The 22,783-nt window shown below is 64.0% G+C and carries 21 protein-coding genes and 2 pseudogenes; 19 read left to right on the top strand and 4 right to left on the bottom strand.

Features of this window, described 5'->3' with window-relative positions; translation table 11 throughout:
* Window positions 1-185: 185 nt before the first annotated feature.
* Genes cobJ through cobG form a run of 4 tightly spaced genes read right to left on the bottom strand, consistent with a single transcriptional unit; the run spans window position 186 to window position 4,552 of the window.
* Complete coding sequence (gene cobJ / locus J4E63_RS23470) at window positions 186-1,883, bottom strand: precorrin-3B C(17)-methyltransferase (protein WP_207283496.1); 1,698 nt, start codon at window positions 1,881-1,883, stop codon at window positions 186-188.
* A complete protein-coding gene (locus tag J4E63_RS23465; RefSeq protein WP_060739361.1) occupies window positions 1,883-2,614 on the bottom strand; it encodes a precorrin-2 C(20)-methyltransferase in 732 nt (243 codons plus the stop codon). The genes cobJ and J4E63_RS23465 overlap by 1 nt, the downstream gene beginning before the upstream one ends.
* Window positions 2,614-3,240: a precorrin-8X methylmutase gene (locus J4E63_RS23460; protein WP_060739362.1), complete on the bottom strand. Its 627-nt coding sequence runs from the start codon at window positions 3,238-3,240 to the stop codon at window positions 2,614-2,616. Before J4E63_RS23460 ends, J4E63_RS23465 begins: the two co-directional genes overlap by 1 nt.
* Complete coding sequence (gene cobG, locus J4E63_RS23455; RefSeq protein WP_207283495.1) at window positions 3,233-4,552, bottom strand: precorrin-3B synthase; 1,320 nt, start codon at window positions 4,550-4,552, stop codon at window positions 3,233-3,235. Before cobG ends, J4E63_RS23460 begins: the two co-directional genes overlap by 8 nt.
* A gap of 369 nt (window positions 4,553-4,921) precedes the next feature.
* Between cobG and cbiE the strand changes: the two genes are divergently transcribed.
* From cbiE to J4E63_RS23365, 19 genes and pseudogenes are all read left to right on the top strand, one after another.
* Window positions 4,922-6,133: a precorrin-6y C5,15-methyltransferase (decarboxylating) subunit CbiE gene (gene cbiE / locus J4E63_RS23450; RefSeq protein ID WP_207283494.1), complete on the top strand. Its 1,212-nt coding sequence runs from the start codon at window positions 4,922-4,924 to the stop codon at window positions 6,131-6,133.
* The gene (locus J4E63_RS23445) at window positions 6,126-7,223 is read left to right on the top strand and encodes a cobalt-precorrin-5B (C(1))-methyltransferase (protein WP_207283493.1); all 1,098 of its coding nucleotides are present in this window, start codon (window positions 6,126-6,128) and stop codon (window positions 7,221-7,223) included. Before cbiE ends, J4E63_RS23445 begins: the two co-directional genes overlap by 8 nt.
* Window positions 7,220-7,942, top strand: a complete 723-nt coding sequence (locus J4E63_RS23440; protein ID WP_207283492.1) for a cobalt-precorrin-6A reductase — start codon at window positions 7,220-7,222, stop codon at window positions 7,940-7,942. The genes J4E63_RS23445 and J4E63_RS23440 overlap by 4 nt, the downstream gene beginning before the upstream one ends.
* A gap of 381 nt (window positions 7,943-8,323) precedes the next feature.
* On the top strand, window positions 8,324-8,686 hold the full coding sequence (locus J4E63_RS23435; RefSeq protein ID WP_207283491.1) for a DUF6124 family protein: 363 nt from the start codon (window positions 8,324-8,326) through the stop codon (window positions 8,684-8,686).
* Window positions 8,687-8,763: 77 nt separating this feature from the next.
* A pseudogene (locus tag J4E63_RS30975) lies at window positions 8,764-8,919 on the top strand (transcriptional regulator); the annotation flags it as partial.
* Window positions 8,920-9,112: 193 nt separating this feature from the next.
* A pseudogene (locus J4E63_RS23430) lies at window positions 9,113-9,307 on the top strand (DNA-binding protein); the annotation flags it as partial.
* A gap of 367 nt (window positions 9,308-9,674) precedes the next feature.
* Window positions 9,675-10,073 (top strand): DUF2946 domain-containing protein, encoded by a 399-nt coding sequence (locus tag J4E63_RS23425; RefSeq protein WP_207283489.1) that lies wholly within the window; start codon window positions 9,675-9,677, stop codon window positions 10,071-10,073.
* A 46-nt stretch (window positions 10,074-10,119) separates the two neighbouring features.
* Complete coding sequence (locus J4E63_RS23420) at window positions 10,120-10,599, top strand: copper chaperone PCu(A)C (protein WP_060739370.1); 480 nt, start codon at window positions 10,120-10,122, stop codon at window positions 10,597-10,599.
* 39 nt (window positions 10,600-10,638) lie between these two features.
* Entirely contained in the window at window positions 10,639-11,061 is a 423-nt protein-coding gene (locus tag J4E63_RS23415) for a DUF2946 domain-containing protein (protein WP_207283488.1), read from the top strand.
* An 81-nt stretch (window positions 11,062-11,142) separates the two neighbouring features.
* The gene (locus J4E63_RS23410; RefSeq protein ID WP_207283487.1) at window positions 11,143-13,269 is read left to right on the top strand and encodes a TonB-dependent copper receptor; all 2,127 of its coding nucleotides are present in this window, start codon (window positions 11,143-11,145) and stop codon (window positions 13,267-13,269) included.
* A 190-nt stretch (window positions 13,270-13,459) separates the two neighbouring features.
* The gene (locus J4E63_RS23405; protein ID WP_207283486.1) at window positions 13,460-14,839 is read left to right on the top strand and encodes a PepSY domain-containing protein; all 1,380 of its coding nucleotides are present in this window, start codon (window positions 13,460-13,462) and stop codon (window positions 14,837-14,839) included.
* 374 nt (window positions 14,840-15,213) lie between these two features.
* The gene (urtA, locus tag J4E63_RS23400; protein WP_025211599.1) at window positions 15,214-16,479 is read left to right on the top strand and encodes an urea ABC transporter substrate-binding protein; all 1,266 of its coding nucleotides are present in this window, start codon (window positions 15,214-15,216) and stop codon (window positions 16,477-16,479) included.
* A 158-nt stretch (window positions 16,480-16,637) separates the two neighbouring features.
* On the top strand, window positions 16,638-18,140 hold the full coding sequence (gene urtB / locus J4E63_RS23395) for an urea ABC transporter permease subunit UrtB (protein WP_192263611.1): 1,503 nt from the start codon (window positions 16,638-16,640) through the stop codon (window positions 18,138-18,140).
* Entirely contained in the window at window positions 18,140-19,216 is a 1,077-nt protein-coding gene (gene urtC / locus J4E63_RS23390) for an urea ABC transporter permease subunit UrtC (RefSeq protein ID WP_092204810.1), read from the top strand. Before urtB ends, urtC begins: the two co-directional genes overlap by 1 nt.
* Entirely contained in the window at window positions 19,216-20,076 is an 861-nt protein-coding gene (gene urtD, locus J4E63_RS23385) for an urea ABC transporter ATP-binding protein UrtD (RefSeq protein ID WP_092204811.1), read from the top strand. The genes urtC and urtD overlap by 1 nt, the downstream gene beginning before the upstream one ends.
* Before the next feature lie 123 nt (window positions 20,077-20,199).
* Complete coding sequence (gene urtE, locus J4E63_RS23380; RefSeq protein ID WP_060739377.1) at window positions 20,200-20,898, top strand: urea ABC transporter ATP-binding subunit UrtE; 699 nt, start codon at window positions 20,200-20,202, stop codon at window positions 20,896-20,898.
* A 30-nt stretch (window positions 20,899-20,928) separates the two neighbouring features.
* Window positions 20,929-21,780, top strand: a complete 852-nt coding sequence (locus J4E63_RS23375; protein WP_207283485.1) for an urease accessory protein UreD — start codon at window positions 20,929-20,931, stop codon at window positions 21,778-21,780.
* Between the two features lie 150 nt (window positions 21,781-21,930).
* Window positions 21,931-22,233 (top strand): urease subunit gamma, encoded by a 303-nt coding sequence (gene ureA / locus J4E63_RS23370; RefSeq protein WP_003197350.1) that lies wholly within the window; start codon window positions 21,931-21,933, stop codon window positions 22,231-22,233.
* A gap of 9 nt (window positions 22,234-22,242) precedes the next feature.
* Window positions 22,243-22,776, top strand: a complete 534-nt coding sequence (locus tag J4E63_RS23365; RefSeq protein ID WP_207283484.1) for a GNAT family N-acetyltransferase — start codon at window positions 22,243-22,245, stop codon at window positions 22,774-22,776.
* The last annotated feature ends 7 nt before the right edge of the window (window positions 22,777-22,783 follow it).

Here is a 22,783-nt window from a genome sequence, read left to right as displayed (position 1 = left end):
GAAGGCTTTCAATGCATTTCAAAGAAGGGTCAAGACTGTAACTTGCGCTTTTATTTATATGAGAAACAAATACAGCGAAAGAATCGAATGCACGGTCCTGAAGGCGATGTTTCTCTTCTGTGGCGAGGGAGCAAGCTCCCTCGCCACAGTCTCAAGTGCCATCCATGAATGAACGGTGTCGCAGTTCAGGCAGGTTTGGCCCCATACCAGCGAGGCGTGTACACCCAGTTTCCGCCGGACGCCCGCGGGAACACGCAGGTGGTGGAGGAACCGATCAGGACCATGGTGCGCATGTCCACCTGCTCGGCCGTGAGCTGCCCCAACGTGATGACACGCAGGGTCTGGCCCGGACGGCCGATGTCACGCCCCAACACCACCGGCGTCTCCGGCGTGCGGTGCCGGGCGACGATTTCCAGCGCACGCCCCAATTGCCACGGTCGCGCACGGGAAATCGGATTGTAGAAGGCCAGCGCCAGATCGGCTTCGGCAGCCAGGTCCAGACGCTTTTCGATGATCGACCAGGGCTTGAGATTGTCCGACAGCGACATCACGCAGAAGTCATGCCCCAACGGCGCACCGGCCTGGGCGGCGGTCGCGAGGGAGGCGGACACGCCGGGCAGGATCTCCAGGTCCACCTGATGCCAGGCCGGGTCGCTGGATTCGTGCAACGCTTCGAGCACCGCCGCCGCCATGGCGAAGACACCCGGGTCGCCGGACGACACCACGATCACCGAACGACCCAGGGCAGCCAGTTCAAAGGCGTGACGAGCGCGCTGCATTTCTTCGCGGTTGTCGGTGCAGTGCAGCACTTGATCGTCGCGAAACGGGCCGGCCATGCGCACATAGGTTTCGTAACCGAGCACATCGGTGGCGCGCGCCAGTTCGGCTTTCACCGCCGGCACCATCAACTCGGCAGCGCCCGGCCCCAGGCCGATCACCGCCAGGCGGCCGCGCGGACGCCCGATTCGGGCCACATCCAAGGGCTGCGCGGCGACGACGATGGCCAGGTTGCCCGTTGCCGAAACGAGGGTCGCCGCCGGCATCGAGTTGCGGGCCAAGGTGGCGGCATCGCCTGTCGCCGCCACAAAGCGCAGCGCCACCCCGAGTTCCAGCGCGGCTTCACGCAAGGCCGTGCTGGCCATCAGCGTATCCGCCGTCACCAGGCACGCCAGGCTCGCAATCGCCACGTTGGCTTGCTGCAAAGCTGCACGAACGGCGCTTGGCAGATCAGCCACCTCGGCACTCACCACCAGCGCGACACTGCGGGGATAAATCAACAGCTCATGGGCACTGGCCTCACGCTCGGCATGGCTAACATGGATCGTGCGCCGGGCTTGCGGGTCTTGGGGCAACTGCGCTTGATCCAGCCATGGTGCTGCACCTTCGATGCGCACCGGTTCGCCGGCCAACAGGTCGGAGACGAAGCGCTTGCCTTGCTCCAGGTCGCCGAGGCTGTAGCCGCTGGGTGGATTGAGCAGGCACGTGCCGAAACGCAATTCACCGCTGGTGGTGATCGCCGGCGCGACCTGCAGCATTGCCGCGATGTCCCGGGCCATGCCATTCACCCCGCCCAGGCCGCCCAGCAGCGGCACCACGGCGCTGCCATCCTCGGCCACTGCCAGCACCGGCGGTTCGGCGCCTTTTTCCAGCAACAGCGGCGCCAGGGTACGGATGACAATGCCCGCTGCGCACAGGGCAATGATCGGCGTGTCCTGTTGATAAAGTTCGCGCAACGTCGCGCCGAACTCGAGGTATTGCCGATCACCCTCGACCCGTCCGGCCAGGCCGTGGATCAGGGCGTCGGGGTAACACTGCTGGATCCGTCGGGCTGTTGCCAGGCTGCCGGGGCCGAGGATGACGATGGCCGGCGTCTTGGCGGCCATCAACCCTGCCACCGTTCGCCCGGCACGATGATCAGCGAGAAGTACGGCGAAGACATCGGCTCGACTTCATCCAACGGCACGATTTTCTGGTTGGCCATGGTCGCTCGCTCGACGTACAGCGCCCGCCCGTCCATGCCCAGTTCCTGGAGCACCTGGCGAACCTTGGGGAAATTGCGTCCCAGCTTCATGATCACCGCCGCATCGGCATCGGCCAGGCGACGTTTGAGATCGTCGTGGGGCAAGACACCGGAGAGCACCGACAGGCTCTGGTTGCGATAAACCAGCGGCGCGCCGAGCACCGAGGCGCCGCCCAGCATCGAGCAGACGCCGGGAATGACTTGGGCCTCATAACGCTCGGCCAGGCGATCGTGCAGGTACATGTAGGAGCCGTAGAAGAACGGGTCGCCCTCACAGATCACCGCCACGTCGCGACCGGCATCCAGGTGCACGGCCAACTGCTCGGCGGCGGTGTCGTAGAAATCGGCGATCACCTGTTCATAGGACAGCGGCGCAGGCAGCACCTCGGTGGTGACCGGGTAGACCAATGGCAGCAACGTCTGCGCGTCCTGCAAATGGGCCTCGATGATGCCGAAGGCGTTGCCCTTCTTGCCCTTGGCGACGAAATACGCCACCACGGGCGATTCGCGCAGCAGGCGCAGGGCCTTGACCGTGATCAGTTCCGGGTCACCGGGGCCCACGCCGAGGCCGATCAGACGTCCAGGCTGCTGCATCATTCAATCTCCGTGGCGAGGGCGTTGACGGCGGCGGCGGCCATGGCGCTGCCGCCCAGGCGGCCTTGCATGATCACGAATGGCACGCCACGGCTGTTGGCCGCCAGCATCGCCTTGGACTCGGCGGCGCCGACGAAACCCACCGGGAAACCGAGGATCAATGCCGGTTTCGGCGCGCCGGCATCGAGCATTTCCAGCAGGTAGAACAGCGCGGTCGGTGCGTTGCCGATGACGACGACACTGCCTTCCAGATGCGGGCGCCACAACTCCAGCGCTGCCGCCGAACGGGTGTTGCCCAGTTCCTGGGCCAATGCCGGTACGCGCTCGTCGCGCAAGGTGCAGATCACCGGATTGTTGGCTGGCAGGCGAGCCCGGGTCACGCCTTCGGAGACCATCCGCGCATCGCACAGAATCGGCGCACCGGCGGCCAGCGCCTGGCGCCCGGCCGTGCCCGCGCCCTCGGAGAACTGCAGGCCATCGATGGCCTCGACCATGCCGCAGGCGTGGATCACCCGCACGGCGAGTTTCTCCAGGTCGGCCGGAATGCGCGCCAGGTTGGCTTCGGCGCGGATGATCGCGAAGGAGTTGCGATAGATCTCCTGACCGTCGCGGATGTAATCAAGCATCAAGGGGGCTCCGGGGGCGAGCGTCGAGCCAGTGGCCGAGCGCTTCAATAGTCAGATTGTGTGCCTGCAACGCGCCGAAACCCGGCAACGTGGCATCGCGAAAATACAGGTCGTAACGACCGGGGGCGACCGCCAGCAAGGTGGCAGGCGCGACATGGGCCGCCGCGCAGGAACGCGGGCAGCCCGACAGATGAACCTTCAGGATTTGGCCCTGGCGTTGCAGCAGCTCGGCCAGTTGGCGAGCATCGGCCTTGGTGTCGGCCAAGGCTTTACCGCAGCCACTGGAACCGGTGCAGGCGATGAGTTGCGCCAGGGGTTGCTCGTTCGAACCTGACAGCCCCAACCCCTCAAGCCGCGCCAGCACTTCGTCGGCATCCGCGCGGCGCACGTTGGGCAGCAGCAGGCTTTGCCAAGGGCTGAAACGCAGGCTCGCATCGCCCTTCTCCCGCGCCAGTTGCGCGGCCCCCCGCAGCATGACCGCATCGAGCCGGCCCAGGGGCGCCGCCGCGCCGACGTAGACACGGTCGTCGTGCTGGGGATGAACACCGAGGTGCAGTCCATCGATGGACCCATCCCGCTGCCAATCCAGGCACGCTTGCACGGGCACGCGGCGGGCCAGCCGGGTCATGAATTCATCCACAGAGACGTCAGCCAGCAAGTGGCGCATGCGGATCTGGTCCGGGCGGGCCAAGTCGAGGAACAACTCCAGCACCGCCACCACCAAGGCATGCCCCTGGGTCAGGGGCACCTTGCCCGCTGGTGTATCCAGCGGGGTGCCGGCCAAGCCGAAGGCCAGCCAGGGCTCGCCGTTACGGACAAGGGCCGAAAGCCACAAGTCGTGGTGATGTTCGAGCATCGCCAACGCTTCTCCGCCGTCCAGTTGCACGGCGAACTTGGCGGACAGTTCATGGAAGCGTTCATGGGTTTGCAGGGTGACGAGGATCTGCTCGGCCAACGGGCGGGTGTCGAACAGCATCTGCCGGTCGATCCCGGCCGCGGGGCTGAGCATCAGGTTGCGCACGTCATCACCCGCCGGCTTGCGCGGGCCAAGCCCGGCGGCCAGCAACGGCTCGATCAGCGCGTCATGCCCGGGGCCGATCCCGCGGATTTGCAGGTTGGCCCGGTTGGTCGCCTCGATCACACCCCCGGCGAACCGCTCGGCCGCCGACGCCACGGCCTCGGCCTGATCCGCCTGGATGGAACCGCCATCGAGCTTGATCCGGCAGATCCCCCCGTCCAGCGCCTGGACGACACGCAGCAACCCCGGGCAACCCGAGGGGCGGATGACGTTGGCGGATGGACGTTCGTTCAAGGGCAAACCGGCAGATAAGACACGCCATGACGGCGAAGGACCGCCATTATGCCTGCTTTGCCGGGGGTCATGAAAAGCTTGCTGGTCGGATTGAAGCCAGAGAGCTCAAGAACACGGGCTGCCTGATCCTATGCTGTTGTCTGTACCGCCGCCTTCGCGGGCAAGCCCGCTCCCACAGGGATTGCGGCGGGCACAAAATTTGTGCTCCCCCCAATCAACACTGTGGGAGCGAGCTTGCTCGCGAAAGCGGTCTGGCAGCCACAATGATGTTGCGCCAGGCGCCTGATCCGCCGGGGCGCGGTATGATGGCGGCCCGGTTCGCGGCGGCAACACGCCTGTCGATCAACCCCATTCATTCGAGGAACAGAGATGACCCCCTGGCTGACCGTAGTGGGCATCGGTGAAGAAGGCTTCAAGGGCCTGGGCCGAACGGCTCGCCATGCCTTGCTGCGGGCATCACACATTGTTGGCAGCGCTCGCCAGTTGGCGCTGTTGCCGGTGTGCATCCGCGGCGAACGGGAATTGTGGCCCAGCCCGTTTTCCCTGGAAGCGCTGCTGGCGCGACGGGGCGAGTCGGTGTGTGTACTGGCCAGCGGCGACCCGATGTTCTACGGCGTGGGCGCGAGCCTGGCGAAACAGCTGCCGAGTGATCAGATGCTGGTCATCCCCGCGCCCTCCTCTTGTTCGCTGGCCGCGGCGCGCATGGGCTGGCCGTTGCAGGACGTGGTCACGCTGTCGCTGGTGGCGCGGCCCCTGGCGGCGCTCAATGGGCATTTATCCACAGGCGTCAGGCTGTTGCTGCTGAGCAATGACCGCCACAGCCCTGCCGCCGTGGCGACGTTGCTGCGCGAGCGGGGGTTCGGCCCAAGCGCCATGACCGTGCTGGAGCATCTGGGAGGTGCGGCGGAACGACGGATCGACGGTAGCGCCGCGCAATGGTCCGCTGACACCGTCGCCGACCTGAACCTGATCGCCGTCGAATGCCGGGCCGAACCGTCGACACCGCGACTGTCACGCTTGGCCGGTTTGCCGGACACCGCGTTCGAGCATGACGGCCAGTTGACCAAGCGTGACGTGCGCGCCATCACCCTCGCCCGCCTCGCCCCGACCCCCGGTGAGTTGCTCTGGGATGTCGGCGCCGGCAGCGGCTCCATCGGCATCGAATGGATGCGCACCCACCCCAGTTGCCGAGCCCTGGCTATCGAAGCCGACGAAGGCCGGCAAGGCTTGATCGAACGCAACCGCGACACCCTCGGCGTGCCCGGCCTGCAACTGATTCGCGGCAGCGCCCCGCAGGCGCTGGACAACCTGGAGCGTCCGGACGCAGTGTTCATCGGTGGCGGCGTCACCCGCGAAGGCGTGCTCGACGCCTGCTGGGCCCAACTCAAGCCCGGCGGTCGGCTGGTCGCCAACGCCGTAACCCTGCAAAGCGAAATGACCCTGATGCACTGGCGCGAACGTCATGGCGGTGAACTGACCCGCATCCACATCGCCCAGGCCCAGCCGTTGGGCGAATTCGACACCTGGCGCCAGGCCTTGCCGATTACCTTGCTGGACCTGACGAAACCTCTCGATGCGTGACGAAACCGCCGAACAACCCGCCCCCCTGCGCAGCGGCCTGACTACCGGCAGTTGCGCCACGGCCACCAGCCTGGCGGCGGCCCGTTTGCTGCTGCGCGGCACCGAAGCCGACGCCGTGGAAATCGTACTGCCCAAGGGCAAGCAGGTGCAGATGCGTCTGGAGTTCTGTCGCCTGACCGAACAAGGCGCCGAAGCCGGGACGATCAAGGACGCGGGCGATGACCCGGACGTGACCCACGGTGCCCTGCTGTTTTCCCAGGTGCGCCTGATCGCCGAACCCGGCGTGCGTTTCGTCGCCGGTCGCGGCGTAGGCACAGTGACCCGACCGGGGTTGGTGCTGGGTGTCGGTGAGCCGGCGATCAACCCGGTGCCACGCAAAATGATCAACGATCACCTGGGCCGCCTGGCCGAGGAAAGCGGTTATACCGGTGGTTTCGAAGTCACGGTCAATGTCGAGGACGGCGAAGCCCTGGCGCTGAAAACCATGAACCCGCGACTGGGCATCCTCGGCGGCCTGTCGATCCTCGGCACCAGCGGCATCGTCCGGCCATTCTCCTGCGCGGCCTACATCGCCTCGATCCACCAGGGCATCGACGTGGCGAAGACCAACGGTTACCTGCACATCGCCGCGTGCACCGGCAATGCCAGCGAAGACACCATGCGCCGGGTCTACGACCTGCCGGAAATCGCCCTGATCGAAATGGGCGACTTCGTCGGCGCCGTACTCAAACATGTGCGCAAGGTGCCGGTGGAAAAACTCAGCCTCTGCGGCGGCTTCGGCAAGATCAGCAAACTCGCCGCCGGCCACATGGACCTGCACAGCCGTCACTCGAGCATCGACCTGCCGCAACTGGCCGAATGGGCGGCCGCCATCGGTGCCGATGAGGTTTTGCAGCAGGGCATCCGAGACGCCAACACCAGCCAACAGGCCCTGGCGATGGCCAGCGCCGCCGGCGTCGCCCTCGGCGATGCGGTGTGCGAGCACGCGCTGGCCTTCGCTCGCAGTGTGGTGCCGGCCCAGATCCAGGTCGAAGTCTTCGCCATCGACCGCCAGGGTGGGATCGTCGGTCACGCCGGAGGCTTTCAATGAAACGCATCCTGCTGCTCGGTGGCGTCACCGAAGCCCTGGCCATCGCCCGCACCCTGGGCCCCAATCACATCTACAGCCTGGCTGGCATCGGTCGCGTCCCCACCGACCTCACCTGCCAGGTCCGCGTCGGCGGCTACGGCGGCGCCGAAGGCCTGGCGCAATTCATTCGCGACCAAGGCATCGACCTGCTGCTGGACGCCACCCACCCCTACGCCGCGCAAATCAGCCACAACGCCGCCCACGCCGCCCGCGCCTGCGGCATTCCCTGCTGGGCCCTGCGCCGTCCGGCCTGGCAGCCCCAGGCCGGGGATGACTGGCGCGAAGTGGCCGACTGGGCCGAACTGATCCAGGCCCTGCAACCCTTCCGCCGCCCGCTGTTCACCCTCGGCCGCGAACCGCTGCAACACCTGCACGAAATCCCACCGGAGCAATTCTGGACCCTGCGCGCCCTGGACGTTTACCCCGGCAATGAACGCTGCGAAGTCATCGGCGCCCGCGGGCCGTTCCACCTCGAAGGCGAGCGCGAGCTATTCGAACGCCGGAAGATCGATGTGCTGATCAGCAAGAACAGCGGGAGCACGGCCACTGAGCCGAAGCTGGAAGTAGCCAGGGAGCTTGGGGTGCCGGTGCTGGTGTTGAAGCGGCCGGTGTTGCCGGTTGTTGATCGGGAGTTTGGGACAGTGGGTGAGGTTTTGTTGGCGTTGCGGGACCCGATCTAAGGCCGTTTTTGTCGCGATGTTTAGAAACTCCGAACAGCCCTACAATTTCGTCCGTCAGAACTTCGGCACCTGGCTACATTGTCTTGCGCCGCTACCTACAACTACGCCAGAATCCGCTGGCTTGTGCGCTTTGGGATCCCTCGGTAACTTGGTCCCCGTCACTGCCCATCAGTGATCGGGTTTAGTCGCCCGTGGTCTTCAGCTGGTTCATAAGCTCCGTCCAGTCAGGTAGTCATTCCTGCACTCGATGGTGGTTGTGCGCAGGGCGCCCTCGGGCGCGCCGGTATTGCTGGACTCCCCGGTCGACTAACCTGCGCACAGCCGCCACCCATTCGTTTAGTCGCGAAACCGTTGCGGCTCCATAACATGGAGTTTCCAGCAATGTTCAAGATCACACCGAATCCACCAACCAAAGAAGACCAAACTTCCCGCCCCCAGTCGGACAACGCTCAAAAGCTCGACGAAGCAGCAGCCACACGCGCCTTGGATTACTACCTCAAGCCGCCAGCCGACAAAGAAGCTCGCGACACGCCCGACACCCTTTTCATCATCGCACCTGACGTCGATGCCGAATGCCTGCTCGCCAACCTCAGCGAAACCCTGGCTTCAGCCAATGCAATAGTCAGTGATCTGTTGTTCGACCTGAATGGCTCCCGACGCCATATTGCGCTGGCAGTCCAGCAGATGATCGAGCTGGGTCAATTGTTGGCGAATCGGGCGTTGGATGTCGTGGAAAAACGATAAAAAACACCGGGCTTGATCAGCATCGACTGATCAAGCCCGGCCCCTTTGTGGTTCTGTCATTTATTAAAAGGTAACGCGTGGCCCTCACACGAAGCTACAAACATACGATTGCCGAACGCGCCGGGCATGATCCTGAGTTCGCGCAGATTCTGATGGATGAAGCCGTAGTCCTGTTTTTGAACGGGGAGCAGGAGATGGCGAGGATGATCCTTCGCTTTCTCTTCAATCCCACCTGAACACCCTGTGGCGAGGGAGCTTGCTCCCGCTGGACTGCGTAGCAGTCCCAAGAAGATGAGCACCCTACTGCTGACACACCACAGTTGCAGTTTTTGGGGCCGCTTCGCGCCCCAGCGGGAGCAAGCTCCCTCGCCACAGGGTTTCAGGTGCCAGGCAGATGGCGGATAAAGTCCGCAACGAGAGTCAAGCATGATCAAAAAATTCTCACGCTTCGATGCAGCCACTTATCTCAAAACGCCGGAGGAAATGAAGGCATATCTGGACGCTTGCTTCGAAGAGGACAACGGCGACGGTGTGTTGATTCGAGCGGCCCTTAACGACATCGCCCAGGCGGAACGCATGACACGAATGGTCTACGATTCCAACCTCGAACAACCGAATATCGACTGATCGAGAATCCCTGTGGCGAGGGAGCTTGCTCCCGCTGAACTGCGTAGCAGTCCCAAGAGGATGAGTACCCTATTGCTGACACACCACAGTCGCAGTTTTGGGACCGCTTCGCGCCCCAGCGGGAGCAAGCTCCCTCGCCACGGAGGTTTCATGTGCCGTTCGCAAAACGCTGTATCAGGTTCCAAGGCCTCTTCACGCCATAGCAGGAGTAAGCTTGCGCGCCGCACCAGTACGCACCCGACAATCTATTGCTACTGTTAACCCAAGCCCTGCGACCCTACACCGCACGTGGCCTTTTTACTTCTACCCCACGATCAGGCTAAATACCGCCACCTGATCGCCCAACCGAGCGGATTGCCCCATGTCCCGACAACGGCTTGCATTTGCCTGGATCGCCTGCTTCGCAGTGCTGTTCAACATGCTTGCCATGCCGCTTTCCAACAGCGGTGGCGCGACTGCCAATTCGCCAGCCGAGCAACTGCTGTGGGGCAGTTTCTGCTCGTCCAGCGGCACGAAAATGATCGCGATTTCCCTGGGCAAGCTCGAACAGGGCACACCACAGAAAGACAATCACTCGACGATGCAGCATTGCTGGTGCTGCGCCGGCACCGCGTCGCTGGTGGCACTCACCGGCCATACCCCGCAACTGTACCTGGATGCCCGGCTCGATCATCGCGGCATCGCCCAATCGATACTCGATAACCCCACGCCCCGCCAACAATGGCCAAGCCTCAATCCCCGCGCCTCGCCCCTGGTCTGATTCTTTCCGCACACACCTGCGCCCTGAATCGTTCCGGAGAATCGCCATGTTGAACAGACTTATCCTGCTGGCTGCCCTATTGCTTCCCATCGGCTTTGCCCAAGCTCACCAGTACAAGGCAGGCGATCTTGAAATCGCCCACCCGTGGTCTCAAGAGTTGCCGCCCAATGCGCCTACCGTGGCCGCGTATTTCGTCATCCACAACGGCGGCACCAGCGACGACAAGCTGCTCAGCGTCGACTCACCCATCGCCGGCAAGGCCGAGCTCCATGAGCATGTGATGCAAAACGACCTGATGAAAATGCAACCGGTATCCGACGTCGATATCGCCCCGGGTGCGACTGTCACCTTCGCGCCAATGGCGTATCACGTGATGCTGCTGGATTTGAAGGACCGCAGCCTGCTCAGCGATGGCAAGCGCTTCCCCATGACCCTGCATTTCGAAAAAGCCGGGGATGTCACGGTCGAGGTTGCGGTGCAGAAAAAAGCGCCCGACGGCACCAAGACACACATGCACGCCCAGTAGACGTAGCCGCCCGTGCACACCCTTCGCGCCAGGCCATCCATGCCCCGCCGTCAGCCCATGCGCCTGACACGCGGCAGCTGGATCAGCCTGTTCGCCATGCTGATGATCTTTATCGGTCCGCTGATTTCCCAGTCGATGCCGATGGATCAGCGCATGCCTGCGAGCATGAACATGAGCATGTCGATGGACATGAGCATGGACATGCCGGCGGGAGTCCACGCCGAACATGAGGCCTCAACCGACGAACACTGCCCGCCCCAGCGCGAGCACCACGCACTGTGGGAAAAGTGTGGCTATTGCAGCCTGCTGTTCAACTGTCCGGCGCTGACTGGCGGCCAGGGCTTCGCCACCTTTGAAACACCACTGGCCAACACCTACACCGCCCCCTCCCCGCGCCTGGGCCATGCCCGCACCGCATTCTTCCCGGGTGCCCGCACCCGCGCACCGCCCCTCGACGCGTAAGCCGACACTCCACTCACCGGTCGTACAAGACAGCCCCAGGCTGCCCGACCGTGTCGTCTACGTTTGTTCGATGGAATCATCATGTCCAGGTTTTCTGCTGGCATCGCGTTGGGCTCTGCCCAGGTTCGCTGCCCCCTGAACGAGCCACCGGTTCGTTTGCGCCAAACCATCGCCGCCCTGTGCGGCCTGCTGCTCACGCCTCTCGCGCTGGCCGACGAGCACGAGCATCACGACCATCAGGTCGAAGAACTGAGCCCGACGGTCATCACCGCCATCGCTCCCAGCTCGCCGCTGACCGTCGTCACCAACCCCAAGGACCCGCGCCAACCGGTGCCGGCCAGTGATGGCGGCGACTACCTCAAGACCATTCCGGGCTTTGCCCTGGTGCGCAACGGCGGCACCAATGGCGACCCGGTGCTGCGTGGCATGTTCGGCTCACGGCTGAACATCCTCACCAACGGCAGCATGCTGTTGGGTGCTTGCCCAGGCCGGATGGACGCACCGACCTCCTATATCTCGCCAGAAACCTACGACAAGCTCACCGTCATCAAAGGCCCGCAAACCGTGCTCTGGGGCCCCGGCGCCTCGGCCGGGACCGTGCTGTTCGAGCGCGAGCCGGAACAGTTCGGCGAGCTGGGCACCCGGGTCAACGCCAGTGTGCTGGCCGGCTCCAATGGCCGTTTCGACAAAGTGGTGGATGCCGCCGCCGGTGGCCCGCTGGGCTATGTACGGGTGATCGGCAACACCGCCCATTCGGACGACTACCGCGACGGCAATAACGACACCGTGCCGTCGCGCTATGACAAGTGGAATGGCGACGTCACCCTTGGCTGGACGCCGGACGCCGACACCTTGCTGGAATTGACGGCCGGCAAGGGCGACGGTGAAGCGCGCTACGCCGGACGCGGCATGGACGGCTCACAGTTCAAGCGCGAAAGCCTCGGGCTGCGTTTCGAGCGCTCGAACATCGGCGAGGTGCTGGACAAGGTCGAGGCCCAGGTCTACTACAACTACGCCGACCACGTGATGGACAACTACACGCTGCGCACGCCGTCCGGCACCGGGATGATGGCCGGGCCCATGGCTTCCAACGTCGACCGCCGCACCCTCGGCGCGCGCATCAAGGCCACCTGGCGCTGGGCCGATGTGCAATTGATCAGCGGCCTGGACGCCCAGACCAACGAGCACCGCCAACGCAGCAGCATGGGCGTGGATACCTACAAGGACCTGCCGTACACCAAGGACGCCGACTTCCACAACTACGGGGTGTTCGGCGAACTGACCTGGTACGCCGCCGACCGCGACAGGCTGATCACCGGCGCCCGGCTCGACCGCGCCTCGGCCAAGGATTACCGCCAGAGCATCGGTTCCGGCATGTCGGCCCGCCCCAACCCCACCGCCGACGACACTCGCGCCGACACACTGCCCAGCGGTTTTGTCCGCTACGAGCACGACCTGGACGACAGCCCCACCACCCTCTACGCAGGCGTCGGTCACGCGCAACGCTTCCCGGACTACTGGGAGCTGTTCTCGCCGAACGTCGGCCCCAGCGGTTCGTTGAATGCCTTCGACGCGATCAAGCCGGAGAAAACCACCCAGCTCGACTTCGGCCTGCAGTACAAGACCGAAACCCTCGAAGCCTGGGCGTCGGGTTATGTCGGCCAGGTGCGCGACTACATCCTGTTCGACTACACCCCCGGGATGATGGGCACCACCTCCCGGGCCGAGAACATCGATGCGCGGATCATGGGCGGTGAATTGGGTGCGGCCTACAAGCTGAGCGAGCGCTGGAAAGCCGACGCCACCCTGGCCTATGCCTGGGGCAAGAACAGCAGCGACGGCAGCGCCCTGGCGCAAATGCCGCCGCTGGACGCACGCCTGGGCCTGACCTACAGCGAAGACCGCTGGAGCGCCGGGGCCCTGTGGCGGGTGGTGGCGGCGCAACACCGTGTCGATGAAAACAAGGGCAACGTGGTGGGCAAGGACTACGGCAAAAGCTCGGGCTTCGGCGTGTTCTCGCTCAACGGTGCCTATCGCATCAATCAACACTGGAAGGTCAGCAGCGGCGTCGACAACCTGTTCGGCAAAGCCTACGCCGAACACTTGAACCTGGCCGGCAACGCCGGGTTCGGCTACCCGGCGAGCGACCCGCAGGCCATCAACGAACCGGGGCGCACGCTCTGGACCAAGGTGGACATGAGTTTCTAACCGGCACCGGAGATCTGTCAGCAAGGACACAAACTGTGGGAGCGAGCTTGCTCGCGATGGCGAAGGCACATTCAACATCGATGCAAGCTGAACCATTGCTATCGCGAGCAAGCTCGCTCCCACAGGGTTCGATTCCACCTTGACTGACGGCACAACATAACAACCCATTTGCCCTGCGGAGCGCTTTCTGATGAGCCAACCGAAACCGAATTTCTACAACCTGGCCTGGCGCTGGCATTTTTATGCCGGGCTGTTCGTGGCGCCGTTCATGGTGATGCTGGCCCTGACCGGGATCATCTACCTGTTCAAGCCGCAACTCGATCCACTGATGTACGGCAGCCTGTTGAACGTGCCGGCCGGGCATCACACCCTGGCGGCGGACGACCTGCTCAATAAGGTCCGCCAGGCCTACCCCGAAGGCCAGGTCAAACAGTACCTGCCACCAGTCAATGCCGAACGCAGCGCGCAGTTCGTGGTGATCGACCAGGGCCGGGAACTGAATGTGTTCATCGACCCGTACCACGGCGACGTCCTCGGCGAACAGGATGCGAAGAGCAACCTGCAAGCCATGGCCCGGGCGATTCACGGCGAGTTGCTGATCGGCACCGTCGGTGACCGATTGGTGGAAATGGCCGCCGGCTGGGGCGTGGTGCTGGTGGTCTCCGGCCTGTACCTGTGGTGGCCGCGCGGGCAATCATCGGCCGGTGTGCTGTGGCCGCGCTGGAGCGCCCGCGGGCGGTTGTTCTGGCGTGACTTGCATGTCGTCGTCGGTTTCTGGGGCGCGGCATTCCTGCTGGTGATGCTGCTCAGCGGCATGACCTGGACCGGCTTCTGGGGCAAGCAATACGCAGACCTCTGGAACCGCTTCCCGGCGGCGATGTGGAATGACGTGCCCAAGTCCGACGTCGAGGCCGGCAGCCTCAACAACGCCCACCGCCAGACCGTGCCCTGGGCCGTGGAAAATACGCCGATGCCGATGTCCGGCGACCATGCCGAGCACATGGGTCACGGTGGCATGCACGAAGGCCCCGCCGCCCCGACCGTCAGCCTGCAAGCGGTGCAGGATATCGCCACCGCGCGCCAGGTCACGCCCGGCTACAGCATCACGTTGCCCACCACGGCCAGTGGCGTGTTCACCGTCGCCGTGTTCGCCGATGACCCGCGCAACGACGCCACCCTGCACGTGGACCAGTACACCGGCGAGGTCCTGGCCGATGTGCGCTGGGAGCACTACAGCATCGTCGCCCGCGCCACCGAAACCGGGGTGATGCTGCACGAAGGCAAGATGTTCGGCCCGGTGAACCAGATCCTCGTGCTGCTGGTTTGCCTGATGATCCTGCTCAGCGCCGTGAGTGGCCTGGTGATCTGGTGGAAGCGCCGGCCCCAGGGCAAGTTCGGCGTGCCGCCCCTGCGCCACGACCTGCCGACCTGGAAGACCGGAGTGTTCATCATGCTGGCCCTGGCGCTGGTGTTCCCGTTGGTGGGGGCTTCGCTGGTGGTGGTGTGGCTGTTGGACCGGCTGGTTACCCGGTTCAATCGCCAGCCTGAGGCGGCTTCATCTTCAAGCTGAAGGGCATGCGTTAACGAAAGGCGGCGCGAAACCTCTACAGTCGCGCCCGCGTTCCAAACGATGAACACAGTCCGAAATGTGTGAGCGAGCTTGCTCGCGATAGCGGTAGATCAGTCAGATCGGAGATGACTGACCCATCGCTATCGCGAGCAAGCTCGCTCCCACAAGGAGACTTGCATCCTTGCGCACTAATGTGGCGCACCTCCTCGCACCAGCCCCCACAATGCGTTCACTCATGGTGCACCCACTCCCTCGCACCCCACGCCAACCCCGCGTTTCAAAGCCTTTCTCCGACCGGGCACACCCCTTGCAAAAGCGCTTTCAGCGTTTGCATCTGCCCTTAAAAAAACTCATAAGTCCATGGAGATCGCACAATGAAGCGTCGTAGCTTGATCAAGGCTTTTACACTCTCGGCAAGCATTGCCGCGATGGGCATGGCCTGGACCGTCCAGGCCGCCGAGACCATCAAGGTAGGCATCCTGCATTCGTTGTCCGGCACCATGGCGATCTCCGAGACGTCCCTCAAGGACATGGCGCTGATGACCATTGACGAGATCAACGCCAAGGGTGGTGTGAACGGCAAGAAGCTTGAAGCGGTGGTCGTGGACCCGGCGTCGAACTGGCCGCTGTTCGCCGAAAAGGGCCGGCAGCTGCTGACCCAGGACAAGGTCGCCGTGGTGTTCGGCTGCTGGACATCGGTGTCGCGTAAATCCGTGTTGCCGGTGTTCGAAGAACTCAACGGCCTGCTGTTCTACCCGGTGCAGTACGAAGGCGAAGAGATGTCGCCGAACGTGTTCTACACCGGTGCCGCGCCGAACCAACAGGCGATTCCGGCGGTGGAATACCTGATGAGCGAAGAAGGCGGCAGCGCCAAGCGCTACTTCCTGCTGGGCACCGACTACGTCTACCCGCGCACCACCAACAAGATCCTGCGCTCGTTCCTGCACTCCAAAGGGGTGGCGGACAAAGACATCGAAGAGGTCTACACCCCGTTCGGCCACAGCGATTACCAGACCATCGTGGCCAACATCAAGAAGTTCTCGGCTGGTGGAAAGACCGCGGTCATCTCCACGGTCAATGGCGACTCCAACGTGCCGTTCTATAAAGAACTGGCCAACCAGGGCCTGAAGGCCACCGACGTACCGGTGGTGGCGTTCTCGGTGGGCGAAGAGGAACTGCGCGGCATCGACACCAAGCCGCTGGTGGGCAACCTGGCGGCGTGGAACTACTTCGAATCCGTGGATAACCCGGCGAACAAGAAATTCGTCGATTCCTGGAAAGCCTACGCCAAGGCCAAGAACCTGCCAGGCGCCGACAAAGCGGTGACCAACGACCCGATGGAAGCCACCTACGTCGGCATCCACATGTGGGCGCAAGCGGTCGAGAAAGCCAAGTCCACCGACGTCGACAAAGTTCGCGAAGCCCTGGCCGGCCAGACCTTCGCCGCACCGTCGGGCTACACCCTGACCATGGACAAGACCAACCACCACCTGCACAAGCCGGTGATGATCGGCGAGATCCAGGCCGACGGTCAGTTCAACGTGGTCTGGCAGACCGAAGGCCCGATCCGCGCGCAACCGTGGAGCCCGTTCATCGCCGGCAACGACAAGAAGCCTGACTATGCGGTGAAGAGCAACTGAGCCCATGGGTGTCGGCCCCAATCCCCGGGCCGACACACACCCCCTGTGGGAGCGAGCTTGCTCGCGATAGCGATGGATCAGCCAGAAGAACAGTGACTGACACACCGCTATCGCGAGCAAGCTCGCTCCCACAAAAAGCACTGCGCAAGGCCTAGCATATGCCCACCGCCCTTTACCGCCTTATCCTCGCCCTGGTGCTGCTGTTGCCACTGGAGGCCCACGCCGGTGACGCCGAAGACTTCGTCGCCGCCAACCCGACCCAGCAGGCCAAACTCCTGGAAACCTGGGCCGCGCAGCCGGAGCCTGCACGTGTCGAACTGATCAACGCCCTGCAACAAGGCCAGTTGATCGTCGACGGCCAGCCAAAAACCCTGCGCCTGAACAACCGCTTGCGCGGGCTGATCGAAACCGCCCTCGCCAGCCATCAACTGCTCGCCGTCGATGCCCGCGTACGCCTGGCCGCCGCGCAGCAACTGCAAAAAACTGCCCGCCCGGCGCAACTGGCGTTTCTCGACCGGCAATTGGCTGGTGAGCAAGACGAAAACGTACACGCCGCCCTGAGCCTGGCCCTGGCGAACCTGCAACTGGTGGACACCAACCCGAACGTGCGCCTGGCCGCCGTCCGTCTGTTGGGGGAAACCGGCGACCCACTGGCCCGCACCCGCCTGGAAGGCCTGCTCGAACCCGGCGTCGAAACCGATGCCGCCGTGCGCACCGCCGCTGAAACCAGCCTGGGCCAGGTCAAGCGCAAACTCCTGGTGGGCGAGTTGCTGGGCCAGGCCTTCAGCGGTATGTCCCTGGGCTCGATCCTGCTGCTCGCCGCCCTCGGCCTGGCGATTACCTTCGGACTGCTGGGGGTGATCAACATGGCCCACGGCGAGATGCTCATGCTGGGCGCCTATTCCACTTATGTGGTGCAGTTGCTGTTCCAGCGCTTCGCCCCGAACGCCATCGAGTTCTATCCGCTGATCGCCTTGCCGGTGGCATTTTTCATCACCGCGGCCATCGGCATGGCCCTGGAGCGTACGGTGATTCGCCACCTCTACGGGCGGCCGCTGGAAACCCTGCTCGCCACCTGGGGTATCAGCCTGATGCTGATCCAACTGGTGCGCCTGGTGTTCGGTGCGCAGAACGTCGAAGTCGCCAACCCGGCCTGGCTCTCGGGCGGGATCCAGGTGTTGCCGAACCTGGTGCTGCCGTACAACCGCATCGTGATCATCGCCTTCGCCTTGTTCGTGGTGGTGCTGACCTGGCTGCTGCTGAACAAGACCCGCCTGGGCCTGAACGTGCGCGCGGTGACCCAGAACCGCAACATGGCCGCCTGCTGCGGCGTGCCCACCGGCCGGGTCGACATGCTCGCCTTCGGCCTCGGCTCGGGCATCGCCGGGCTCGGAGGCGTGGCCCTGAGCCAGATCGGCAACGTCGGCCCGGACCTGGGCCAGAGCTACATCATCGACTCGTTCCTGGTGGTGGTGCTCGGGGGTGTCGGCCAGTTGGCCGGCAGTGTGTTCGCCGCCTTCGGCCTGGGTATCGCCAACAAGATCCTCGAACCGCAGATCGGCGCCGTTCTGGGCAAGATCCTGATCCTCGCGCTGATCATTCTGTTCATCCAGAAGCGTCCGCAAGGCCTCTTCGCGCTCAAAGGACGGGTAATCGACTGATGAACCAGCCCCTGATGCTCACGGCCACGCAAAAGGCCGGTCCCAAAGTCACCCTCGCCGTCGGCGCGCTGATCCTCGCCGTGCTGCTGAGCCTGCCGTTGCTGTCGCTGCTGGCTGCGGACAATCCGCTGCACGTGTCGGCCTACACCCTGACCCTGGTGGGCAAGATTCTCTGCTACGCCATCGTCGCCCTGGCACTGGACCTGGTCTGGGGCTACGCCGGCTTGCTCTCCCTGGGCCACGGCCTGTTCTTCGCCCTGGGCGGCTACGCCATGGGCATGTACTTGATGCGCCAGGCCGCCGGGGATGGCTTGCCGGCGTTCATGACCTTCCTGTCGTGGACCGAGTTGCCCTGGTACTGGGCCGGCACCGACAGTTTCCTCTGGGCGATGTGCCTGGTGGTGCTGGCGCCGGGGTTGCTGGCCCTGGTGTTCGGCTTCTTCGCCTTCCGCTCGCGGATCAAGGGCGTGTATTTCTCGATCATGACCCAGGCCCTGACCTTCGCCGGGATGCTCCTGTTTTTCCGCAACGAAACCGGGTTTGGCGGCAACAACGGCTTCACCAATTTCCGTTCGATCCTGGGCTTCGGCATCACCGAGCCAGGCACCCGGGCGGTGTTGTTTTTCGCCACGGTATTGCTGCTGGTGGCGAGCCTGTTCATCGGTTGGCGCCTGGCCCGCAGCAAGTTCGGCCGGGTACTGACCGCCCTGCGGGACGCGGAAAACCGCCTGATGTTCTGCGGCTACGATCCCCGTGGTTTCAAGCTGTTCGTCTGGGTATTGAGCGCGGTGCTGTGCGGCCTGGCCGGAGCGTTGTACGTGCCGCAGGTGGGCATCATCAACCCCAGCGAAATGTCGCCGACCAACTCCATCGAGGCCGCGGTGTGGGTCGCCCTTGGCGGGCGCGGCACGTTGATCGGGCCGTTGCTGGGCGCCGGGGTCGTGAATGGCATGAAGAGCTGGTTCACCGTGGCGTTTCCTGAATACTGGCTGTTCTTCCTCGGCGCCCTGTTCATCGTCGTGACCCTGTATCTGCCCAAGGGTGTGATCGGGTTGCTGAAGAAAAGGAGCGAATGATGCGAATCACACCTACGGCGGATTTCATGCTCGAACCCATCCTGGAGCCCAACAAGGACCAAGGCAGCAGTCGCGACGCCATCGGCCTCGGCCAGGCAGCCGGCGTGGGCCTGAACACCCGCCACGGCACCATCCTGACCCTGGAAGACATCAGCGTCAGCTTCGATGGCTTCAAGGCCTTGAACGATTTGAACCTGTACATCGGCGTCGGCGAGTTGCGCTGCATCATCGGCCCCAACGGCGCCGGCAAGACCACCCTGATGGACGTGATCACCGGCAAGACCCGCCCCAGCCACGGCAAGGCCTGGTTCGGCGAGACCCTGGACCTGACGAGCATGAGCGAGGTGCAGATCGCCCAGGCCGGCATCGGGCGCAAGTTCCAGAAGCCCACGGTGTTCGAAGCCCTGAGCGTGTTCGAGAACCTGGAGCTGGCGCTCAAGACCGACAAATCGGTGTGGGCCAGCCTGCGGGCAAGACTCACCGGCGAGCAGCACGACCGTATCGACGAAGTGCTCGAGACCATCCGCCTTGCCACGTCGGTCAACCGCGCCGCCGGGTTGCTGTCCCACGGGCAGAAGCAGTTCCTGGAGATCGGCATGCTGCTGGTGCAAGACCCGCAGTTGCTGTTGCTCGACGAACCGGTGGCGGGCATGACCGACGCCGAGACCGAGTTCACTGCCGAGCTGTTCAAGTCCCTGGCGGGCAAGCATTCGCTGATGGTGGTGGAACATGACATGGGCTTCGTCGGCGCGATCGCCGACCACGTCACCGTGCTGCACCAGGGCAGCGTGCTGGCCGAAGGGTCGCTGGAACAGGTGCAGGACAATGAGCGGGTGATCGAGGTGTATCTCGGTCGCTGATCGCTTTTATGTGGGAGCGAGCTTGCTCGCGATAGCCATTGAACATTCACCTTCAAGGTTGGCTGAGCCACCGCTATCGCGAGCAAGCTCGCTCCCACAGGGAACTTGAGGAGAATCTGGAACATGCTGCAAGTCGACAAGCTGCACCAGTACTACGGCGGTAGCCACATCCTGCGCGGCCTGTCGTTCGACGTGAAGGTCGGCGAGGTGACGTGCCTGCTGGGGCGCAACGGCGTGGGCAAGACCACCCTGCTCAAATGCCTGATGGGCCTGTTGCCGGCCAAGGAAGGCGCGGTGAGTTGGGAAGGCAAGGCCATCACCGCGTTCAAGCCGCACCAACGGGTGCATGCCGGCATTGCCTACGTGCCCCAGGGTCGGGAAATTTTCGGACGGCTGACGGTGGAAGAAAACCTGCTGATGGGCCTGTCGCGCTTTCCCGGCGCCGAAGCCAAGGAAGTGCCGGCATTCATCTACGAATTGTTCCCGGTGCTGCTGCAGATGAAACAACGCCGTGGCGGTGACCTGTCCGGCGGCCAGCAACAGCAGCTCGCCATTGGCCGGGCCCTGGCCAGTCGGCCGCGCCTGCTGATTCTCGACGAGCCCACCGAAGGCATCCAGCCCTCGGTGATCAAGGAGATCGGCGTGGTGATCAAGAAGCTGGCGGCCCGGGGCGACATGGCGATTTTGCTGGTGGAGCAGTTCTACGACTTCGCCGCCGAGCTGGCCGATCAGTACCTGGTGATGTCCCGGGGCGAGATCGTGCAGCAGGGGCGCGGAGAAAATATGGAAGCCGAGGGTGTGCGCGGACTGGTTACGATCTAGTCTGTAGCGTCCTGACGATAATCAGAAATCATGAATCTACCTGTCTGTTCATTGGCGCCTTCGGCCCTGTTCACCCCCAGCTGGCACGCCGAGCTGGAATTGGGCTACGCCCGCTTCGGCGAGAGCACACGCCCGGTACAGCGCTGCCACAAAGGCCCGCTGCGGGTGCAGAAGCACTTGTACGCCGAAGGTCCCGAGGTGTGCCAGCACATCATCGTCCACCCGCCCGGCGGGATTGCCGGCGGTGACCGGCTGGACATCTCGGCCCACGTCGGCCCTGGCGCCTGGGCGCAACTGACCAGCCCCGGCGCGGCCAAGTGGTACCGCGCAGCCGGCCCGGCGTACCAACAGTTGAGCCTGAGCGTGGCCCCCGGCGCGACCCTGGAATGGCTGCCCCAGGAAACCATCGTCTTCAGCGCGGCCCAGGCCGAACTCGGCACGAGTATCGACCTGCAGGGCGACGCACGCCTGTTCTACTGGGACATGGTCGCCCTCGGCCGACCGGCCAGCGGCGAACGGTTCGACCTGGGGCACTTTCAATCGCGACTGGACATTCGCCGCGACGGCCAGTTGCTGTGGCATGAGCGCCAGCGCATTGTGGGCGGTGATGGGCTGCTGGAATCGCCCATCGGGCTGGGCGGCGATCCGGTGTTTGCCACGTTGCTGGTGACCGGCGAGATCGACAGCGAGTTGCTGGAACACTGCCGCTCCCTGGGCCATGCCGTGCGCGGCGACCTGACCCAATTGCCCGGCCTGGTCGTGGCGCGGTGCCTGGCGAGCGAGGCGTTGCTGGCGCGGGGGTGGTTGATTGAATTGTGGCGCTTGCTCAGGCCTGCATTGCTTGGAAGAGAGGCCGTACCACCGAGAATCTGGAGCACCTGAATTGGCTTTCCTGTGGGAGCGAGCTTGCTCGCGATAGCGGTGTACCAGCCAACGGTTATGTTGAATGTTCGATAGCTATCGCGAGCAAGCTCGCTCCCACAGTGGAATGGGTTTACAGCGAATTTTTTTATCTGCCCTTATGGATTGCACATGGACCTGACCCCACGCGAAAAAGACAAGCTGCTGATCTTCACCGCCGGCCTCGTCGCCGAACGACGGTTGGCCCGGGGCCTGAAGCTCAACTACCCGGAGGCCATGGCCTACATTTCCGCCGCGCTGCTGGAAGGCGCCCGTGACGGCCAGACCGTCGCCGAGCTGATGCACTACGGCACCACGCTGTTGAGCCGCGAGCAGGTGATGGAAGGCATCCCGGAAATGATCCCGGAGATCCAGGTCGAAGCGACGTTTCCCGACGGCACCAAACTGGTCACCGTCCACCAACCCATCGCCTGAGGCCACGCCATGACTGCCCATGTTCGTGACGCCCATGCCGCAGACCTGCCGGCGATCCGCGAGATCTACAACGACGCCGTCCTCAACACCACGGCGATCTGGAACGAACAAGCCGTGGACCTGGGCAACCGCCAGGCCTGGTTCAGCGCCCGGCAGACCCAGGGCTACCCGGTGCTGGTGGCCGTCGACGCCGAAGACAACGTGCTCGGCTACGCTTCGTTCGGCGACTGGCGGCCGTTCGACGGTTTCCGCCACACCGTGGAGCATTCAGTGTACGTGCGCAGCGATCAACGCGGCAATGGCCTTGGTCCGCTGCTGATGGGCGCGCTGATCGAACGTGCCAGGGCCTGCGATAAACACGTCATGGTCGCGGCCATCGAAAGTGGCAACGCGGCCTCGATTCGCCTGCACGAGCGGGCCGGTTTCGTGATCACCGGGCAGATGCCCGAGGTGGGGACCAAGTTCGGCCGCTGGCTGGACCTGACCTTCATGCAGTTGAACCTCAACCCCGGGGCGCTACCGCCTGCCATCAACAAGGAGTGAAAAGCCA

Origin of the sequence: Pseudomonas sp. FW300-N2F2 (assembly GCF_017351655.1) — a bacterium.
In the GTDB taxonomy this organism is placed as follows: domain Bacteria; phylum Pseudomonadota; class Gammaproteobacteria; order Pseudomonadales; family Pseudomonadaceae; genus Aquipseudomonas; species Aquipseudomonas fluorescens_AA.
The sequence above is the reverse complement of the archived record's forward strand: the minus strand, read 5'-3'. Positions and strand labels throughout refer to the sequence as shown.

Excerpts from the sequence above, each read along its gene's own strand:
- ureA (WP_003197350.1), top strand. The coding sequence starts at position 21,931 with ATGGACCTGACCCCACGCGAAAAAGACAAGCTGCTGATCTTCACCGCC.
- urtD (WP_092204811.1), top strand. The coding sequence starts at position 19,216 with ATGCGAATCACACCTACGGCGGATTTCATGCTCGAACCCATCCTGGAG.
- J4E63_RS23375 (WP_207283485.1), top strand. The coding sequence starts at position 20,929 with ATGAATCTACCTGTCTGTTCATTGGCGCCTTCGGCCCTGTTCACCCCC.
- J4E63_RS23435 (WP_207283491.1), top strand. The coding sequence starts at position 8,324 with ATGTTCAAGATCACACCGAATCCACCAACCAAAGAAGACCAAACTTCC.
- J4E63_RS23465 (WP_060739361.1), bottom strand. The coding sequence starts at position 2,614 with ATGCAGCAGCCTGGACGTCTGATCGGCCTCGGCGTGGGCCCCGGTGAC.
- urtB (WP_192263611.1), top strand. The coding sequence starts at position 16,638 with ATGCCCACCGCCCTTTACCGCCTTATCCTCGCCCTGGTGCTGCTGTTG.
- cbiE (WP_207283494.1), top strand. The coding sequence starts at position 4,922 with ATGACCCCCTGGCTGACCGTAGTGGGCATCGGTGAAGAAGGCTTCAAG.
- J4E63_RS23440 (WP_207283492.1), top strand. The coding sequence starts at position 7,220 with ATGAAACGCATCCTGCTGCTCGGTGGCGTCACCGAAGCCCTGGCCATC.
- J4E63_RS23445 (WP_207283493.1), top strand. The coding sequence starts at position 6,126 with ATGCGTGACGAAACCGCCGAACAACCCGCCCCCCTGCGCAGCGGCCTG.
- J4E63_RS23415 (WP_207283488.1), top strand. The coding sequence starts at position 10,639 with ATGCCCCGCCGTCAGCCCATGCGCCTGACACGCGGCAGCTGGATCAGC.
- cobJ (WP_207283496.1), bottom strand. The coding sequence starts at position 1,883 with ATGGCCGCCAAGACGCCGGCCATCGTCATCCTCGGCCCCGGCAGCCTG.
- J4E63_RS23410 (WP_207283487.1), top strand. The coding sequence starts at position 11,143 with ATGTCCAGGTTTTCTGCTGGCATCGCGTTGGGCTCTGCCCAGGTTCGC.
- J4E63_RS23405 (WP_207283486.1), top strand. The coding sequence starts at position 13,460 with ATGAGCCAACCGAAACCGAATTTCTACAACCTGGCCTGGCGCTGGCAT.
- J4E63_RS23425 (WP_207283489.1), top strand. The coding sequence starts at position 9,675 with ATGTCCCGACAACGGCTTGCATTTGCCTGGATCGCCTGCTTCGCAGTG.
- urtA (WP_025211599.1), top strand. The coding sequence starts at position 15,214 with ATGAAGCGTCGTAGCTTGATCAAGGCTTTTACACTCTCGGCAAGCATT.
- urtC (WP_092204810.1), top strand. The coding sequence starts at position 18,140 with ATGAACCAGCCCCTGATGCTCACGGCCACGCAAAAGGCCGGTCCCAAA.
- J4E63_RS23420 (WP_060739370.1), top strand. The coding sequence starts at position 10,120 with ATGTTGAACAGACTTATCCTGCTGGCTGCCCTATTGCTTCCCATCGGC.
- J4E63_RS23365 (WP_207283484.1), top strand. The coding sequence starts at position 22,243 with ATGACTGCCCATGTTCGTGACGCCCATGCCGCAGACCTGCCGGCGATC.
- urtE (WP_060739377.1), top strand. The coding sequence starts at position 20,200 with ATGCTGCAAGTCGACAAGCTGCACCAGTACTACGGCGGTAGCCACATC.
- J4E63_RS23460 (WP_060739362.1), bottom strand. The coding sequence starts at position 3,240 with ATGCTTGATTACATCCGCGACGGTCAGGAGATCTATCGCAACTCCTTC.